The sequence below is a fragment of the Acinetobacter sp. AND/436 genome, from assembly GCF_049546925.1.
In the GTDB taxonomy this organism is placed as follows: Bacteria; Pseudomonadota; Gammaproteobacteria; order Pseudomonadales; family Moraxellaceae; genus Acinetobacter; species Acinetobacter indicus.
The window spans coordinates 1-18,622 of sequence record NZ_JBMXBO010000021.1 but is presented as its reverse complement, the minus strand read 5'-3'; the positions used below and the strand labels follow the sequence as shown (position 1 = coordinate 18,622).

12 protein-coding genes, 3 tRNA genes and 1 pseudogene are annotated in these 18,622 nt (G+C 46.8%); 9 read left to right on the top strand and 7 right to left on the bottom strand.

All coding sequences use genetic code 11. The features are described 5' to 3' along the window. Positions 1-420: 420 nt before the first annotated feature. From dmpG to ACPEPR_RS12985, 5 genes are all read right to left on the bottom strand, one after another. On the bottom strand, positions 421-1,440 hold the full coding sequence (gene dmpG / locus ACPEPR_RS13005; protein WP_005181971.1) for a 4-hydroxy-2-oxovalerate aldolase: 1,020 nt from the start codon (positions 1,438-1,440) through the stop codon (positions 421-423). Positions 1,441-1,451: 11 nt separating this feature from the next. Then, positions 1,452-2,348: an acetaldehyde dehydrogenase (acetylating) gene (locus ACPEPR_RS13000; protein ID WP_005181969.1), complete on the bottom strand. Its 897-nt coding sequence runs from the start codon at positions 2,346-2,348 to the stop codon at positions 1,452-1,454. A 36-nt stretch (positions 2,349-2,384) separates the two neighbouring features. Continuing rightward, positions 2,385-3,182: a 2-keto-4-pentenoate hydratase gene (locus ACPEPR_RS12995; RefSeq protein WP_005181967.1), complete on the bottom strand. Its 798-nt coding sequence runs from the start codon at positions 3,180-3,182 to the stop codon at positions 2,385-2,387. Positions 3,183-3,719: 537 nt separating this feature from the next. Next, positions 3,720-4,388, bottom strand: a complete 669-nt coding sequence (locus ACPEPR_RS12990) for an HAD-IA family hydrolase (protein WP_016659605.1) — start codon at positions 4,386-4,388, stop codon at positions 3,720-3,722. Positions 4,389-4,771: 383 nt separating this feature from the next. Beyond that, positions 4,772-5,740: an RluA family pseudouridine synthase gene (locus tag ACPEPR_RS12985; protein ID WP_423562522.1), complete on the bottom strand. Its 969-nt coding sequence runs from the start codon at positions 5,738-5,740 to the stop codon at positions 4,772-4,774. Between the two features lie 753 nt (positions 5,741-6,493). On the opposite strand from ACPEPR_RS12985, the gene ACPEPR_RS12980 reads away from it, so the two are divergent. The 5 genes from ACPEPR_RS12980 to ACPEPR_RS12960 all read left to right on the top strand — a co-directional run bounded on the left by ACPEPR_RS12980 (position 6,494) and on the right by ACPEPR_RS12960 (position 12,359). After that, positions 6,494-9,895 (top strand): Rne/Rng family ribonuclease, encoded by a 3,402-nt coding sequence (locus tag ACPEPR_RS12980; protein WP_160241649.1) that lies wholly within the window; start codon positions 6,494-6,496, stop codon positions 9,893-9,895. Between the two features lie 170 nt (positions 9,896-10,065). Continuing rightward, the gene (locus tag ACPEPR_RS12975) at positions 10,066-11,907 is read left to right on the top strand and encodes a long-chain-acyl-CoA synthetase (RefSeq protein ID WP_423562521.1); all 1,842 of its coding nucleotides are present in this window, start codon (positions 10,066-10,068) and stop codon (positions 11,905-11,907) included. Positions 11,908-12,037: 130 nt separating this feature from the next. Then, positions 12,038-12,113 (top strand) — tRNA-Lys (locus ACPEPR_RS12970). Positions 12,114-12,133: 20 nt separating this feature from the next. Beyond that, positions 12,134-12,209: transfer RNA gene (locus ACPEPR_RS12965), tRNA-Lys, on the top strand. Positions 12,210-12,283: 74 nt separating this feature from the next. After that, positions 12,284-12,359 (top strand) — tRNA-Lys (locus tag ACPEPR_RS12960). A 125-nt stretch (positions 12,360-12,484) separates the two neighbouring features. On the opposite strand, the gene ACPEPR_RS12955 is transcribed toward ACPEPR_RS12960, so the two are convergent. Next, on the bottom strand, positions 12,485-13,081 hold the full coding sequence (locus tag ACPEPR_RS12955; protein ID WP_225876424.1) for a hypothetical protein: 597 nt from the start codon (positions 13,079-13,081) through the stop codon (positions 12,485-12,487). A gap of 288 nt (positions 13,082-13,369) precedes the next feature. Here ACPEPR_RS12955 and ACPEPR_RS12950 point away from each other — a divergent pair, with 288 nt between their 5' ends. After that, on the top strand, positions 13,370-13,636 hold the full coding sequence (locus ACPEPR_RS12950) for a PspC domain-containing protein (RefSeq protein WP_005181954.1): 267 nt from the start codon (positions 13,370-13,372) through the stop codon (positions 13,634-13,636). A gap of 65 nt (positions 13,637-13,701) precedes the next feature. Here the strand turns inward: ACPEPR_RS12950 and ACPEPR_RS12945 are convergent, their stop codons facing one another. After that, entirely contained in the window at positions 13,702-14,832 is a 1,131-nt protein-coding gene (locus ACPEPR_RS12945) for an HPP family protein (RefSeq protein ID WP_423562520.1), read from the bottom strand. Between the two features lie 480 nt (positions 14,833-15,312). Here ACPEPR_RS12945 and glyQ point away from each other — a divergent pair, with 480 nt between their 5' ends. The 3 genes and pseudogenes from glyQ to ACPEPR_RS12930 all read left to right on the top strand — a co-directional run. Further along, positions 15,313-16,302 carry a glycine--tRNA ligase subunit alpha gene (gene glyQ, locus ACPEPR_RS12940; protein WP_127801778.1) on the top strand — a complete coding sequence of 330 codons (990 nt, stop codon included), beginning with the start codon at positions 15,313-15,315 and terminating at the stop codon, positions 16,300-16,302. Then, positions 16,302-18,371 carry a glycine--tRNA ligase subunit beta gene (gene glyS / locus ACPEPR_RS12935; protein WP_423562519.1) on the top strand — a complete coding sequence of 690 codons (2,070 nt, stop codon included), beginning with the start codon at positions 16,302-16,304 and terminating at the stop codon, positions 18,369-18,371. The genes glyQ and glyS overlap by 1 nt, the downstream gene beginning before the upstream one ends. 2 nt (positions 18,372-18,373) lie before the next feature. After that, positions 18,374-18,622 (top strand): annotated as a pseudogene (locus ACPEPR_RS12930) (hypothetical protein); the annotation flags it as partial.

The following is an 18,622-nucleotide window of genomic DNA, read 5'->3' as shown; positions in this document are numbered from 1 at the left end:
TAAATACTCTCCACCCTAAAAATATAAACATCTGTTATTCATATTATTTTTCACTGTATTTTTTATTTATTCTGAGTTTTTAAGCTTTATTTATTGGTTTTAACATTAACACTTTAACTAATAGCTTTTAACTATCAGTATTATTTATAAAAAATTTAATATTTAAAACAATTCAGCTTTTCCCCGAATTTAAACCCCTTAGCTTTCTATTCCCTCTTTTCCATCCTTTTAAAATAAATCCCGGCTGATCATTTAACAGATTTTTTATATAAAAATAAGATGCATCTTAAATGTATTGAGCTGTGCGCTTTTAAATCCGGATTTATTTTAAAGTGATCGTGAGTCAATCAATCACACCAATAAAAAAGCACCCCAAATATATTTGGAGTGCTTTGTTTAAGCCAGTTTTAAAATTAAAACTTAAGCTTGCATTTCACGTGCTTTAGACATGGTCAACGCCAAGTCTTCAATCATGTCTTCCTGACCACCGACTGTACCACGGCGACCCAGTTCCATCAGGATTTCACGCGCAGACACGCCATATTTCGCTTCAGCGCGTTTTGCAAACAACAGGAATGAAGAGTAAACACCCGCATAACCTAAAGTTGCCGCATCACGGTCTGCACGAATTGGGTTGTGCATCATTGGAATCACAAGGTCTTCAGCAACGTCTTGTACTTTGAACAGGTCAACGCCTGTATCCATACCCATACGGTTCGCTACAGCAATGAACAATTCAAGTGGTGTGTTACCCGCACCCGCACCAAGACCTGCAGAGGCCAAGTCCACACGTACTGCACCTGCTTCAACCGCAGCAACCGTATTTGATACACCCATACCTAAGTTGTGGTGACCGTGGAAACCGAGTTCGATGCTTGGGTCAAGGTGTTGACGCAAGTGACCCACGCGGTCTTTCACGTCTTGAGGAAGCATGTAACCTGCTGAGTCTGTGACATAAATACAGTTTGCACCGTAAGACACCATCTTCTGCGCTTCTTCTAAAAGACGCTCAGGAGAAGCCATGTGAGCCAGCATTAAGAAGCCCACAGTGTCCATGTCGAGTTTACGAGCAGCAGTGATGTGCTGTTCAGAACAGTCCGCTTCTGTACAGTGTGTTGCAACACGAATCGTTGATACACCAATTTCATGCGCCATTTTCAAATGATCAACTGTACCGATACCAGGAAGAAGCAGTGCAGACACTTTCGCATTCTTCATACGTGGCACAACAGCAGACAGGTATTCTTCGTCAGTAGCAGCAGCAAAACCGTAGTTCACTGATGAACCACCAAGACCGTCACCGTGGGTCACTTCAATTAAAGGTACGCCGGCATCATCTAGCGCTGTTGAAATGGCAATCATTTGCTCAACAGTGGTTTGATGGCGCTGCGGGTGCATACCATCACGTAAAGTCATATCATGAACAATAATCTTAGACATGAGGTTGCTCCTTAAGCTTCAGCAGTGTTGAAAACGTGTTCAGCAAACATTTCTGCAGTACGTGCAGCTGCTGCTGTCATGATGTCGAGGTTACCTGCATATTTCGGCAAGAAGTCACCTAAACCTTCGACTTCTAAGAAGATCGAAACACGGTTACCGTCAAAAATAGGACCATTTACCAGTTTGTAACCTGGTACATATTTTTGCACTTCTTTAATCATCGCATGCACAGATTCAGTGATCGCAGCTTGATCTGGCTCACCTTCAACTAAACAATGTACTGTGTCACGCATCATCAGTGGTGGCTCAGCTGGGTTAATGATGATGATCGCTTTACCTTGTTTCGCACCACCAACTTTCTCAATTGCACCTGCAGTAGTACGGGTAAATTCATCAATGTTTTTACGCGTACCTGGACCAACTGATTTCGTCGATACCGTTGCAATGATTTCGCCATATTCAACCGGTTGAACGCGAGAAACCGCAGCAACCATTGGAATGGTTGCCTGACCGCCACACGTTACCATGTTGACGTTTGGCACTTCACCAGCCGCAAGCAATGCTTCCAGGTTGACAGGTGGTACGCAGAATGGACCAATTGCAGCCGGTGTTAAGTCAATCATTAACACGCCAAGTTCATTGAGCTTGCGGCTGTTTTCTGCGTGTACGTATGCAGACGTTGCATCGAATGCAATTTTGATGTCATCTTCGATTACGTGAGGAAGAAGACCATCTACACCTTCAGCCGTGGTTTTTAAACCCATTTTCGCCGCACGCGCTAGACCTTCAGATGTAGGATCAATACCCACCATCCATACTGGCTCTAACCATTCGCTACGTTGTAATTTGTAAAGCAAATCAGTACCGATGTTACCTGGACCGATCATTGCACATTTAATCTTTTTCATGAATGTACTCTCTTAAAATTCTGATCAGGTTGGGGCTTATTCAGCAGCGAATGCCGCTGTAACTGAACCAAAGCCTTCAATTTCAACTTTGAATTCATCGCCTGGTTGCGCCACAACCATTGGCCCTAATGCACCTGTTAAGATGATGTCGCCTTTTAACAATGGACGACCACGGCGTACCATTTCATCTGCCAGCCAGACTGCAGCATTCAATGGGTTGGCTAAACAGGCTTTACCCACACCTTGAGAAACCACTTCTTCACCGCGGGTCATGACCATCTTGCAATTCACAAGATCCAGGTTTTCCAGTTTTACCGGTTGAGAACCCAGTACAAACGCCGCTGAAGATGCGTTGTCTGCCACGGTGTCAATCAGGCTGATTTTCCAGTTTTCAATACGGCTATCCACCACTTCTACTGCTGGCAGTGCGTAGTCAGTTGCACTGATAATGTCAGCATAGGTGTGTTTTTCTTTGGTCAAATCTTCTTTAATGACCAGTGCAATTTCTGCTTCAACTTTCGGTTGAATCAGCAAACCTGCAGGAATGGCTTCACCATCACCATAGGCCATATCTGCAAACAACATACCGAAATCTGGCTGATCAACACCCAGTTGTGCCTGAACTACCTTCGAGGTCAAACCAATTTTGCGACCTACTAAACGGCGGCCTTCTTTCAACGCGCGTTCGGTATTTACTTCTTGAACTGCGTACGCGATATCTACATCAGCAGATTCACCGCCTAATTGTGGGCGAATCGGTGCAATCGCAGTTTGTGATAATTCAGCATCTCTTAACGCTTGAGCAACTGATGCAACAACAGCAGAATTCGACATCAATGTTTCCTTAAACTGCAAAAATTGGGCTTATGCTGTTGACTAGATTTTCCGGCATGCAGCTGAACATCGGCCGATATAGGGGGGACTGATCAGAGCGGCAACAGGCTGTTGCTGCCGATCTCTAGCAAACGCGCATAGATATAAACTGATTTAGAATCGGAAAAATGGACTTTTTATGCCAATACTTATTTTATTTTTTACAATAGCTAGAACCTATAACACAGCCACAACTCAACCGACACGAAGCCCCTGATAGCTATAGATTTCCGAGTATTTCTATCCACTTTTTGAGGAAATCTGGATGAGAAGTTTCAGCGCTTAAGGCTTCGGTATTAGACGATTTTATCAGCAGTTTTTAGAGGCAATAAGGCTGCACAGTGTTTATACAGCCTCTAGAACAGAAAAAGAAAGACGAAACTTTGCAATCACGCAACATGCCCAGGCAGAGATCAATATAAGAAGGAAGAAAATGAGCTCTTGAATAAAAGAAGAAGCGGCAAGAGGTTCACTTCTTCTGAAAAGATGCTCTCCCGCTTAGATGGCCTGTTTCATTTGTACCTGCTGTAACAGGAACTGATGCAGGCTGCTAACATCCCCGGCAATTTTTAGCGGTTGAAACAGCTGTAACACTTCGACCGTATGTACCCCATAGCTGACACCCACACGCGGCATGGCAATAGCCTGCGCCATTTCCAGATCATAAGAGGTATCGCCGACCATAATTGCCTGCTCAGGGCGCACTCCGGTTTCTGCCAGAATTTCTTCTAACATTAAGGGATGCGGTTTAGAGCGGGTTTCACTGGCGGCACGGGTCGCAGCAAACAGATTCATACTTTGAGTCTGCTGCAATACACGATCTAGGCCTTTACGACTTTTACCGGTAGCCACCGCGAGTTTTACCCCGGCATTCTGTAAATCATCCAGCATCGCCGCCACACCATCAAACCAGACATCGGTTTTGGAGTTGGCTACATAGTGCTCGGAATAGCACTGTAAAATCTCGCCATGCAATTCCGGCACCATCGGGAACAAACGCTGCGCCACTTCAGGCAGGCCCAAACCGATAATGCTTTTGGCTGCTTCATCGGTTAAGGGTTGCTGAAACTGCTGTGCAGCGAACTGTAAACTCGCCACAATTTGACCGACTGAATCAAACAAGGTGCCATCCCAGTCGAAAATGATGAGTTCTACAGCTGTGTTCATATATGGTTTCCTCGATTTGATTCGGTTTAAATCCACCCCGCCCCTCCTTTAAAAAAGGAGGGAGAGCTTCATTAGAAAATAACTTTTATTGCAAGATCACAACAGATATTAATTACCCAACGGCGACACCCATGTCGCCTTTCGCACATTTCGGATGCAGATATCATTTACTATCGCAACGCTCCCTCTCCTGAACGAGTTTAAAGCACTGCTTTAAACGACGTGCAAGAAGGAGACTTGCGCAGCAGTGCTGCTCAGGGAGAGGATTTTTCCGAAATTTAATCTCCCCCTTGCGGAACAATGTTCCTCATCTTTAATTTTAATAAAGAGGGAAATTTCCCACTTAAATAAAGCAAGACGAACGAGAATTAAAAAGCCAAAGATTATTCGTCATCTTTCCCAAGTGTTAGCACCTTATCCGCCTTCTGCGCTCTTAACTGCGCCACCAGACTCTGCATATCTTCAGGCAACGGCGCTTCAATGGTCGGATAACCCGGAATTTCCAGACGCATGGCGTGTAAACACAAGCGACGTGGTTTAGGGCCACGATATTCGGTTTCATGACCGTATTTTTCATCACCCACCAGCGGATGGCCAATACTCAGACCATGCACACGAATCTGATGGGTACGTCCAGACAGCGGCGATGCATAGACCAGTGTGGCATGCATAAAGCGCTCTTGCACATTCCACTGGGTTTTCGATTCTTTACCTTCTTTAGACACACGCACGCGACGTTCGCCATTGGCCAGCTCATAACGATGTAGAGGTGCATCAATCAGCTGTTTGTCCAGCGTCACCTGTCCTTTCACCACCGCAGCATAGGTTTTACGGATTTTGTGCTCACGCAGCATGTCCTGCAAGGTTTTTAATACGCTGCGTTTTTTCGAAATCATCACCAGACCCGAAGTATCGCGGTCAATGCGGTGAATCAGCTCCAGATATTTTTTCCCGGTGGCCGCGCGCAAGCCCTCAATCAAGCCATAGGCCACACCACTGCCCCCATGCACGGCAATGCCCGATGGCTTGTTCACCACCATCAGCCCTTCATCTTCATAGATGACCCGGTTCAGCAAGCCTTGAGCAACTTTATCTGACACCGGCGCCGGGGTATCATCTTTCTGTTCAAAACGGATTGGAGCAACCCGGATCTGATCGCCAATATTCAGCTTGGTTTCGGCTTTGACCCGTTTTTTATTGACCCGCACCTGACCTTCACGAATCAGACGGTAAATCCGGCTTTTGGGCACGCCTTTTAAACGGCTAAACAAAAAGTTGTCAATCCGTTGCCCCGCTTGATGCTCATCGACTTCAAACCAAGTGACACTTTGCCATTGTTGGGTAGAATTCATACAGTTACGACGACCTAAAAAAATACTAAAATTGATTAAAAACTGATCACTTAGGCTATGCTTTACACAAGAAACATAAGCTTAGCCCATAGGCAGATGATGCAAGGTTTGATATAGTCAGCGCACGGAAACCATCGTAAGTGGGTAAAAGTTGGGTCATTTCGGTTTTTACTGAAGTTGATTATTCAATCAAACACTCCACTAAACACGTAAAGGTCCCAAAAGAATTATGCCGACGCCGAAGGCTTATTATATCGGCAAAACTGCAAACTGTTGCGTTTAATTGTACTTAAGGTACATAAATCAGTTTGCCTGAAAAAATATGTCGCCAACCTCAAGTTGGTTTTTAAATGTAAACTGATACACATCAGACTAGTCGTTCCCTGATGTCGCATTCAGGCTACAGCGTTGATACATTGGATCTGCACAAATTGTAAAGATACGACGATAATTCCGTATCAAGACACTCGACTAAAAGAAGGGATGATCTTTGAGCAATGTGACAGTGAAAGTTACTCACATCCAATGTACCGCTCGTCCGCCAGTGAAACGACCAGGTGACTTTAATCGTTTAAAGATTGAAGCCGTATTGACATCATCAATACGTGAATCATCCACCGAAACCCGATTATCAGGCCGGTAGAGAAACGTTCAGACCGCTGTATTTGAGATCTGAACCATGATCCGTGATGTTTGATGCTCGCTACGTATAGAGCGATGTTTTGCTGTGTATCACTATAAGGTGTTACACCCATGAAACGTATGTTGATTAATGCAACACATGCTGAAGAAATTCGCGTTGCACTTGTCACTGGTCAGCGTCTTTACGATTTTGATTTAGAAAATCGTACCCGTGAACAAAAAAAATCAAATATCTATAAAGGTCATGTGACTCGCGTAGAGCCATCTTTAGAAGCTGTATTTGTTGAGTATGGTGCCGGTCGTCAAGGCTTCCTGTCGATGCGCGAAATTGCCAACTCTTACTACAAGGCCGATCCTCGTCAAACTTCAAATATTCGCGAACTGATTACTGAAGGCACCGAACTGCTGGTTCAGGTAGAAAAAGAAGAGCGCGGCAACAAAGGTGCTGCCCTGTCGACCTTTATTTCACTGGCGGGCCGTTACCTGGTCCTGATGCCAAACAACCCGAAAGGGGGTGGTATCAGCCGTCAGATTTCCGGTTCAGTGCGTGAAGAACTGAAAGAAATGCTGGCCTCTTTAAACGTGCCACGCGGTATGAGCGTGATTGTACGTACTGCCGGTATTGGTCGTTCTCAAGAAGAATTACAACTTGATTTACAGCATCTGCTAGATCTGTGGGCGCAAATTCAAAGCACCTCAAGTTCTGGTCCATCGCCAATGCTGGTGCATCAGGAAGCCGGTGTCGTCACGCGTGCCATTCGTGACTACCTGCGTGATGATGTGGCTGAAATCCTGATTGACTCAGAACAGGCCTATAACGAAGCTTATAACTTCGTAAAAGCGGTGATGCCACGTCAGCTCGACAAGTTAAAAACCTATACCCTAAATGAACCACTGTTCGCGCATTTCGGTATCGAAAGCCAGATTCAAACCGCCTATGAACGCGAAGTCAAACTGCCTTCAGGTGGTTCAATCGTGATTGACCAAACCGAAGCATTGGTGTCAATCGACATTAACTCGGCAAAATCAACTCGTGGTCAGGACGTTGAAGATACCGCACTAAACACCAACCTGGAAGCTGCTGAAGAAATTGCACGCCAGTTACGTTTACGTGACATCGGTGGTCTGGTAGTAATCGACTTTATCGACATGACCAAAGACCGTAACCAGCGTATGGTGGAAGCCAAGCTGCGTGAAGCAACGCAAAGCGACCGCGCGCGTATCCAGTTTGGTCAATTGTCACGCTTTGGTTTAATGGAGATGAGCCGTCAGCGCTTACGTCCATCTTTAGAAGAAGCGACCGGTTATGTTTGCCCACGTTGTCATGGTACCGGCATGGTACGTGACTTACGTTCTCTCTCACTGTCGATTATGCGTAAAGTGGAAGAGATTGCGCTACGTGAGCGTCATGGTGAAGTTCAGGTTGAAGTACCGGTTGAAATTGCAGCATTCTTATTGAATGAAAAGCGTCACAGCCTGGTTTACCTTGAACAAACCTCAAATGTACGTGTAACGGTATTGCCGCACCCGCATTTAGAAACCCCACATTACGAAATCTCTTACAATCCGGAAGGCTTTGCCCCAACCAGCTATGAACGCACAGCAGCCACCCGCTTAAGCGAACAGGAACTAGGTTATGAAGCCTCTGAATGGCATTTAGAAGAAGAACAGCACGCTCAGCATGCAGCTGCGCCTGCAGCACCGCAAAAGGAACAGAAGCGTCCAGCCAAAGCTCAAGCCGCTGCGCCTGCACAAGTGGCCCCTGCTGCCGCTGCACCAAGTGCTAGCCCATGTGCATGGTTAGAAAACCTGTTTGTGCAAAAACAGGCCAACACGGTTGATCAGTCACGTAGCGCCAACAATGCGGCTGCAGCGATTGAGCAAATGGTCAATAATGGCGCAGTTAGCCGTGGCCAGTTCGGTCAGATTGCAGCTGCGGCGCCTGTGGCTGCACCAGCAGCAGCAACCAGCAATGCTTATCTTGCCCCATCAACTGTGGCCAAGCATGAGCGTGATCACGCTGAAAAACCGGCTGAACGTGAAGAAAAATCATCACGTCACAACAACAAAAAGCGCAGCAAGCACAAAGAGCCGCGCGAGCAAAACAGCCAGAATGACAACAGCCCAGCACAGCATCAGGTACACGAAGAAGTGGTGCAGCTGTCACGTCAGGAGCAACGTCAGGAAGCGCGTGAAAACAAACGCAACTCCCGCCGTCAGCACAACAACAATGAACAGACGCAAAACGAAGCGCAACAGCAAGATGCTGTGCCACGTCGTGACCGTCGTAACCAGCAACGTCCAGAGCGTCCAAATCGCCACCGCGATGCCAGCGTGCTGAATGACACGGCTGCACCGGCAGCAGCTACAGCAGCACCAGCCGCTGAAGCACAAGGCCTGAAAGTGGACCTGGTGGATGCACCACGTCAGGACGTGATGCCAACTGCTCTGGTGGTGAATGTTGATGCTGCACAAAGTGAAATTGTCGCGCTAAACCAGAACGCAGCCGCTGCACCTGCAGCAACTGCTGAACTTCCGGTTGCGACCAGCACTGAAGCAGTAGAAGAAGCACCAGTACCAAAAGAAGAAGTGGCACCTGCGGCAATTGTGGCTGAAGAGCACAAATCGCAACCGGTGAAACGCGCCAGCAACGATCCGCGTCAGCGTCGTCGCCAGCAACGTGAAGGTCGTGCGCAACAAAACCAGCCGCCAAAGCTGTCACCATCTCAGGTTCCAGCCTTGCAGCAGTACACGGTAGGCAGCCTGATCCGTCATGTGTATGGTGAAGATTGCTCGGTGCTGATTGAGCAGTTTGGTTTAATTCCAACCTTCAACCGCGCCCTGCAAAAGTTCACTGAACAATATGCAGCCAGCCTGGTCGCTCAAGCACCTGCGGCAGAAAGCCAAAAGCAGCCTGTGACCCGTGATGTTGAAGTCAGCAAAGCTGAGCCAGAAGCAGAACCTGCTCCTGTGCTGGACCTGACTCCACCAGCGCCAGTCAAGCGTGTGGCCAATGATCCGCGTGAGCGTCGTCGTTTAGCCAAACTTGCTGCCGAACAGGCGCTGGAACAGGCCAAACAGGCCCATGCCGACGAAGCAGAAAAAGCACCCGCTAACGATGCACCAGCAGAAACTGCGGCGGACGCTCAAGCAGCTGAAGCAACAGAAGCCACTGCTGCAAGCAGCACAGCAGCACCTGTAGAAGCGACTGCCGAGCCAGCAGCAACTGAAGCAGCACCAGCGGCTGAAACCACTGCGACTGAAACTGAAGTGGCGACTGAAGAAAGCGCTGCAGCCGAAGCACCGGCTAAAGAAACAGCGAAAGCTGAAGCAGCGCAACCAGTACAGGCTGAACTGCCAGTTGATGCAGCAGATGCCAGCGAAGCACCGGCAAATGCAGAAGCTGAAGCTCCAGAAGCCGCAGCAGACAAGGCCGAGAAAGAAAAACCGGCACGTCCGCGTCGTCCACGTGGCCGTCCACCAAAGAAAGCCAACACCTCAACTGAGTCATAATTTGCTTTTTTGCAGGTGAATAAAAAAATCCAGTCATTTCGGTGGCTGGATTTTTTTTGTTAATTTGTCAGATTAGGTTGATTACACTACAACGAAACGATTAAAACCTTAAAGTGCAATATTCATGCGCTAGAACTACAGATTGGATGTCGAGAATAAATAGGATTCATATGAGCCATACAACACAACATGATCTTATTGGTCTGGCCGATGTCGCCGCCAAAATTCCAAAGTTTATCGGCAAAGTCCCGAATCTTATTCAGGGTCTGAGTCAAGCCTATTTACGAACGCCATCCACCCCTGCCGGTCTGGGCATTGCCTTTGAAAAAGCGGTCAAACGTAATCCGCATGGTCTGGCTTTAATGTTTGAAGAGCAGCGCTTTAGCTACAAAGCCCTGAATGAATGGGCCAACCAGATTGCCCACTATTATCTGTCACAAGGCGCACGCAAAGGCGATGTGATTGCGGTAATGCTGGAAAACCGCCCGGAACTGATCGCGACTATCATCGGTCTGGCCAAAATTGGCGTCACCATTGCACTGGTAAACACCTCACAGGTGGGTAAGGTGCTGACCCATAGCATCAATCTGGTCAAACCGGTCGCGCTAATTGTTGGCGAAGAATGCCGTGCTGCGGTAGAGGAGATTCGTCAGGCGCTGGATTTGCCGGCAGATCGTCTGGACTGGTTTGCCGATCAGGAAACCCAGCGCGATGCGGGCAAAGCTCCGAAAGGCTTTAACAATCTGGCCGAAAAGATCGACCATTTTCCGAAATTCAATCCGCCGACCACGCATTCCGTCCAGGGCAAAGATGGCCTGTTTTATATCTATACCTCGGGAACCACCGGCCTGCCGAAAGCCGTGGTGTTCACCCATAGCCGCTGGACCCTGGCCTATGGCACCTACGGCCATGTACTGAATCTGAATCCAAAAGATGTCATGTATGTGACCCTGCCGCTGTATCATGCCACTGGTATTGTGGTGTGCTGGTGCGGCGTAATTGCCGGTAGCGCAACCCTGGCAATTCGACGTAAATATTCCACCTCCAGCTTCTGGAAAGATGTACAGAAATTTAATGCCTCTGCCATTGGTTATGTCGGCGAGCTGTGCCGCTACCTGATGGATGCACCACCATCCGCGCTGGATCAGGGCCATCGTGTTACCAAAATGATTGGGAACGGCATGCGCCCGAATATCTGGAACAAGTTTAAGCAACGCTTTGGCATTGAAGAAGTTCTGGAGCTGTATGCCTCCAGTGAAGGCAATGTCGGCTTTAGCAACATCTTTAACTTTGACAATACCGTTGGTTTTTCTCCAACCCCTTATGCGATTGTGGCTTTCGATAAAGAAAAAAATGAACCGGTCCGGGATGCGCGCGGCTGGTGCCAGAAAGTCAAAAAAGGTGAAGTTGGTTTATTGATTGGCAAAATTACCCGCCGTTCGCCATTTGATGGCTATACTGATCCGGAAAAAAACAAGGCGGTGATTTTAAAAGGCGTTTTCCAGCGTGGCGATCAATACTTTAATACCGGTGATCTGGTACGAAATATCGGCTTCCGTCATGCCCAGTTTGTTGACCGCCTGGGTGATACCTTCCGCTGGAAAGGTGAGAATGTTTCCACCACCGAAGTGGAAAATATACTCTGTGATTATGAGAAAATTGCCGAAGCGGTGGTTTACGGCGTAGAAATTCCAGAAACCAATGGCCGTGCCGGAATGGCGGCCATTACCTTAAATACCGATGCAACACTGGATGAACATGACCTGCAGCAGATGGTGAGCCAGTTTAAACAGGCCCTGCCCGGCTATGCGGTTCCGGTATTTTTACGGATTCAGGCCCAGGTTGAAACCACCGGCACTTTTAAATATCAGAAAAACAAGCTCAAAGAACAGGCATTTAATCCGGCAGCTACCACGGATCGTTTGCTGGTGTTGCTGCCCGGTGCAGCGGCTTATACTGATCTGACCTTGGAAATTTTCGAGCAGATTCAAACCTATCAATACCGCTTCTAAGCCCAAAGTTGTCTATTTTTTGATTCCCTAGCATGAATTTGTTTCATTTATAATCAAACATAGACAACTTTTTTATTTTTTACTTGCGCTCAAACGAGATCTTGCTACAATACGCTCCATCAAATGATATGGGTCGTTAGCTCAGTTGGTAGAGCAGCGGACTTTTAATCCGTTGGTCCCGCGTTCGAGTCGCGGACGACCCACCACTCATTTGAAAGCCTAAGATGGGTCGTTAGCTCAGTTGGTAGAGCAGCGGACTTTTAATCCGTTGGTCCCGCGTTCGAGTCGCGGACGACCCACCATCTTTCCTTAGGAACTCTGCAAAAACTCCAGTTCTTGCATCTTAAAAAATAAGCAGCTTATTTTTTATTCCTCAGGGTCGTTAGCTCAGTTGGTAGAGCAGCGGACTTTTAATCCGTTGGTCCCGCGTTCGAGTCGCGGACGACCCACCATTTATCTTCCAAAATAAATATCTTCGCTTCCCTACTCTGCATTGCACATTTATATGCTGGGCTGCATCGTATCTGCGCTACAACCTCAATATTAATATGGATGAAAGAACGCTCAATCTGCTTTTTTAATCGGCCGACTTTTCCAGATAATAAGCATGTGCCGGTAAAGGATTACGGGAAAAATACTGCTGATTTACCGTCGATACTGTGGCAATTTTTTCTAAATCCATGCGTAGATTCTGCGTGTCATCAATATCATAAAAAATTTCCACCCCATTACTGCGATGCACAATAATCTGGTGTGCGGTTTCATCATACATCCAGTAATCCAGATGATAGTTCATTTGTGCACCGGCCATGACCCGGCCCAGATAGACGATGGAACGATGTGCGGTGCCATCGGGCAATAAAGTCAGAATAAAATCGGCTGTACCGGTCTCACATTTGACATAGGCATCTTCACAGCTAATTTTTACCTGATACCGGCCGACATAGGCCAAGGCCGCTTCCGGCACCACGGCTTTATCGGCATCTTTTGCAGATGGAAATACCGGTTGGCCAGCCACTTCACTCAGGCGTTTACTTGGCACATCTTCCGTCACCTGCAGGTCTGCCACGGGTGTAAACGGCTGTGCCTCCTCTCCTTCTTGACTGTTAAACGTCGGGTCACAAGCGGCCAAAGACAGGCAACAGATTCCCCATAACCATTTCGAACAATGCACAGCCAATATGGTGTCTCCCGGGTATCAATAAAAATAGCCACCGTATGCCTTTGCATCAGGTTGATGGGCACACAGCGAAGCTATTGAAATTATATGAATTTTCACCCAAATCTACAGTTTTTGTAGACCTGTTTCAAGATTTTAAAGCGCAATATTTATACCGTGTCATTTTATTTACATAAATTAACGATTTATAGCGCATTGACCCTTTAAAAACGGAAATAGGTCGCCATTTTTATTTTATGAGTTGTTGATTGACTCACCATTTTATTTTTTAAGGAGACCTCAATGGCCAATGTTGGTTTATACCGCTCTAACCGCTCAAACATGATTGCAGGTGTAATGGGTGGTATTGCTGAACGTTTTGGTTGGAATGCAAATTTACTCCGCATTATTTTTGTGTTGGTATCCATTATGAGTGCCGCCTTCCCGGGTATTCTGGTGTACTTGGTACTGTGGCTGGTGATGCCGAAAAAGAAAGCTGAAATTGAACACGTGAATGGCTATCGCAATCCGGTACGTACCATTCATGAAGATCAGAACAGTTACCGTTAATCTTCTTTCTTGCACAGTTTAAAGCTACGGTGGCCCCCTATTACCGTAGCTTCTTTTTTCTGGCTTTAACTTTCCGTAGTTTTGCTGCGTAGCCAGATCAGACGCTGGTTCATGGCGGCAATCATATCGGCGCGGCTAATAATCCCGACCAGCTGTTGCTGTTCCACCACCGGAATATAGTTAAACGAGCGTTCCACAAAATACGGGACCAGATCGGCAATACTCTGATGTGGTTTTACCGTCACCACCTTGCGGTTCATAATGTGTTTGACCTGATGCTGCCATGACATCCGCACATCGGTAGCATGTTTAAACCATTCCACCACTTCATACAGTGCCAATGTGCCGACCAGTTGCTGCTCGGCATTTACCACCGGCAAGCTCATTAAATTGACCTGCTTGAACTTGTCTAGCGCGAGCTGGATATCATCATCCTGCTGCAAGGTAATCACATCATGGGTCATGATATCTTCACAGCGCCATTCCTGCACGTTTTCATCCTGCATACGCGCATTAGCCTGATATTGCGCTTCCAGAATAATTTTCTGCAAGTCATATTCACTAATGTCCAGCAGCTCGGTCTGATGCTCCAGCACATGATGAATATCTTGCGGCTGAATGGTGACTTTCTGGGTCGGGGTCGGGTCTTGCGAACGCAGGTTCAGCTGGGCCTTGTGTGGATATTTCTTGCCAGTCAGTCGGTTAAACATCATTGCCACCAACAGCAATAACAGCGAATTTAACAGCACCGGATAAAAGATAAATAAATAGCCCAGTTCACTGACTGCCTCACCGCCCAATACTGCGGTAATCGCCACAGCACCACTCGGTGGATGCAGCGAATCGGTCGACATCATTAAAATAATAGATAAGGCCACCGCCACACTAAAGGCTTCGGTCAGATTCGGAATATACAGCGCACAAGTCACACCAATAATGCCGGCAATAGTATTGCCAATCACCATATTCCACGGCTGTGCCAGCGGACTGGCCGGCACCGCAAACAGCAATACTGACGACGCACCCATCGGCGCGATATACCAGGCATTAATATCGCCCAGAATCCATAAGCTGATCAGTGAAGATAAACTTAAGCCCAGCAAAGCACCCAATCCGCACAACAGACGTTCTTTCAGCGGCAGTAATTTGAAATTGGGTTTTAAGATTTCTAACCATTCAGATTGCGGATGAAACACGGGAATCCTTTGTGATTTTGGCGACGGCCGCCATTATAAAATGAAGCAGCTTATAAGATGTATTCATTCTATATCTTATAATTATGAATTTTTCTGTTGAGATGTATATCAGTATAGGCACACTGAATCATCCTCTTTTTAGAAAAAATTGATAAGCCCTTCATTTTAAAAACATCGTTTTTGCGTATACACCGTTCAGCGCAGATGATTGCGCTGTATACACCAGATGAAACCAATCTTTGAGAAAAATGACTGAAATGACAATGCTGGGTTTTCCCCGAATCCTACAGATCAAAATCCGTTTTTTGTGGATAGACAGATCAACCGAATGTCGGTTTCTCTACTGATTTTTCATGGCGATTTTTCGGTTAGGCTTCGCTTCCTGATCAAAGCGCCAGCATTGTATGGATAACCTTTGCTACCTCCCGCCAAAATCCTTATAATTGAGCACAATTTTTCTCTAATTTTAAGTGGATGACCATGAGTCGCGCCATATCGCATATTGATACTTTCCAAGGCTTAATTCTTGCCTTACAAAATTACTGGGCGGAGCAAGGCTGCGTCGTGTTGCAGCCTTACGACATGGAAATGGGTGCAGGAACATTCCACACTGCAACTTTCCTACGTGCATTAGGGCCTGAAACCTGGAATGCCGCTTATGTGCAACCTTCACGTCGTCCAAAAGATGGCCGTTATGGTGAAAACCCGAACCGTTTGCAACACTACTACCAGTTCCAGGTGGTATTAAAGCCAAACCCGGACAACATCCAGCAGCTGTATCTGGATTCTTTAAAAGCCATCGGGATTGATCCTTTGGTTCACGACATCCGTTTTGTCGAAGATAACTGGGAATCACCAACACTCGGTGCTTGGGGCTTAGGTTGGGAAGTTTGGCTGAATGGTATGGAAGTCACGCAATTCACTTATTTCCAGCAAGTCGGTGGTGTTGAATGTTATCCGGTCACGGGTGAAATCACTTACGGTTTAGAACGTCTGGCGATGTACCTGCAAGGTGTCGACTCAGTTTACGATTTGGTTTGGACCAAAGGTCAGTTCGGTACGGTGACCTATGGCGATGTATTCCATCAAAACGAAGTAGAACAATCGACCTATAACTTCGAATATGCGCCAGTCGACAAACTGTTTGAACTGTTCGACTTTTACGAAGCAGAAGCCTCTCGTTTGATGGAAGCGAAACTGCCACTTCCTGCCTATGAGCAAGTGGTGAAAGCATCACACAGCTTTAACCTGCTTGATGCGCGTGGTGCGATTTCTGTGACTGAGCGTCAGCGTTATATTTTACGTGTCCGTACATTGGCGCGTGCCATTGCACAAAGCTACGTGGCCGCACGTGCAGAGCTTGGTTTCCCAATGGCAGAACCGCATTTACGTGATGAAGTTCTGGCACAGTTAAAAGCACAGGTTGAGGCGGAAGCCGCGCAAGCAGAAAAATCAGCGGAGAACAAATAATGTCTAAACATACTGTTTTATTTGAACTTGGCTGTGAAGAACTCCCACCAAAAAGCCTGAAAAAATTACGTGATGCATTACAGGCAGAAACGGTTAAAGGCTTAAAAGATGCAGGTCTGGCTTTCGATTCAATCGAAGCCTATGCTGCACCACGTCGTTTGGCACTTAAAATTGTCAATGTAGATGGCGCGCAAGCCGATACCCAAAAACGTTTTGACGGCCCTGCTGTGCAAGCAGCGTATGATGCGGAAGGCAAACCAACCAAAGCTTTAGAAGGCTTTATGCGTGGCCAAGGCATTACGGTTGATCAGGTTTCAACGTTCCAGGCCGGTAAAGTTGAAAAAGTTTGCTACTTAAAAGATGTCAAAGGCCAAAGCCTGGATGCGCTGTTACCGCAAATTTTACAAAATGCTTTGGACAACCTGCCAATTGCGAAACGCATGCGTTCTGCAGCAAGCCGTACTGAATTCGTTCGTCCGGTAAAATGGGTGGTGTTGCTTAAAGACAACGATGTGGTTGATGCAACTATTCAAGATCATAAAGCTGGCAAGGTGACGTATGGTCACCGCTTCCATGCACCTGAAGCGATTACGCTGGCCAATGCAGATGCGTACTTAGATGCACTTCGTAGCGCTTATGTGGTTGCATCATTTGAAGAGCGTCAAGCGATTATTGATCAACAAGTGAAAGCACTTGCTGATGAAGTGAATGCCATTGCGATTGTGCCTGCGGATCTTCGTGACGAAGTCACTGCACTGGTTGAATGGCCTGTTGCACTACGTGCCAGCTTTGAAGAATGCTTCCTTGCTGTTCCTCAAGAAGCGCTTATTACGACCATGCAGGACAACCAAAAGTACTTCTGCCTGGTGAATAGCGATAATAAACTGCAACCGTACTTCATTACGGTGTCAAACATCGAGTCGAAAGATCCGTCACAAATTATTGAAGGTAACGAGAAAGTCGTTCGTCCACGTTTGTCGGATGCTGAATTCTTCTTCCTGCAAGACCAAAAACAACCGCTTGCTTCTCGTAAAGAGAAATTGGCAAACATGGTCTTCCAGGCAGAATTGGGTACGCTTTGGAACAAATCTGAACGTATTGCCAAACTTGCTGTTGCGCTTGCGCCAATTACAGGTGCAAATGCGGCTGACGCTGAAAAAGCTGCCCTGCTGGCAAAATGTGACTTAACCTCTGAGCTTGTGGGTGAATTCCCAGAACTTCAAGGCATCGCGGGAACTTACTATGCACGTCTTGAAGGCGAAAATGATGAAGTGGCTGAAGCACTTGGCGAGCAGTACTTGCCTAAATTTGCAGGTGATGTTTTACCGAAAACCAAAACAGGTACAACCATTGCGCTTGCAGACCGCTTAGATACGCTCACCGGTATTTTCGGTATTGGTCAAGCGCCTACAGGTTCGAAAGACCCGTTTGCCCTGCGTCGTTCTGCAATTGGTATCTTACGTCTAGTGACTGAAAACGAGCTTGATGTTTCAATCGAAGATTTGATCAAACTTGCTTTAGCTGCGTATGGCGATGTACTCAAAGATCACGATAAGACTTTAAACGATGCGGTTGCATTCCTTGAAGGTCGTTACCGTGCCAAATATGAAGACCAAGGTGTGGCTGTTGACGTGATTCAAGCCGTTCAAGCCTTGTCACCAAAATCACCGCTTGATTTTGACAAGCGTGTCAATGCGGTCAATCACTTCCGCGCATTGCCTGAAGCGGCTGCACTTGCTGCTGCGAATAAGCGTGTTGCCAATATTCTTGCCAAAGAAGCGGCACCAGCTGGTGAAGTGGTTGAAGCGAATCTGGTGGAAGATGCTGAAAAAGCATTGTTCGCTGAACTTGCAAAAATCACGCCTGTAGTTGAGCCATTATTCGCTGCCAAAGACTACACTGCTGCGCTCTCTGCACTTGCTGCACTGCGTGCGCCTGTAGATGCGTTCTTTGACGGTGTAATGGTGATGGCGGATGATGCTGAATTAAAAGCAAACCGTTTACGCTTGCTTGCTCAGCTTCGCGCCTTATTTACCAAAGTGGCGGATATTTCGGTGCTTCAACACTAAAGATGAGTATTTATAACGACTCACCTATCACCCTTGCAATCCTCAAGCTCTTTCAAGAGCTTGAGGATTGGATTTCAATGAATCATCAATATCTTCCTCATGGTGCCGTTAAGGCATTTATTTTTGGTGGCTGTGCGTTTCACATCCACACCAATGCTCGAGGTAGCAATGATATTGATGCTGAAATCCAATCGATCAGCCAATTAAAAAAAGAAGATATTTTCTTATTTCTAGAAAATAATGATATTGAA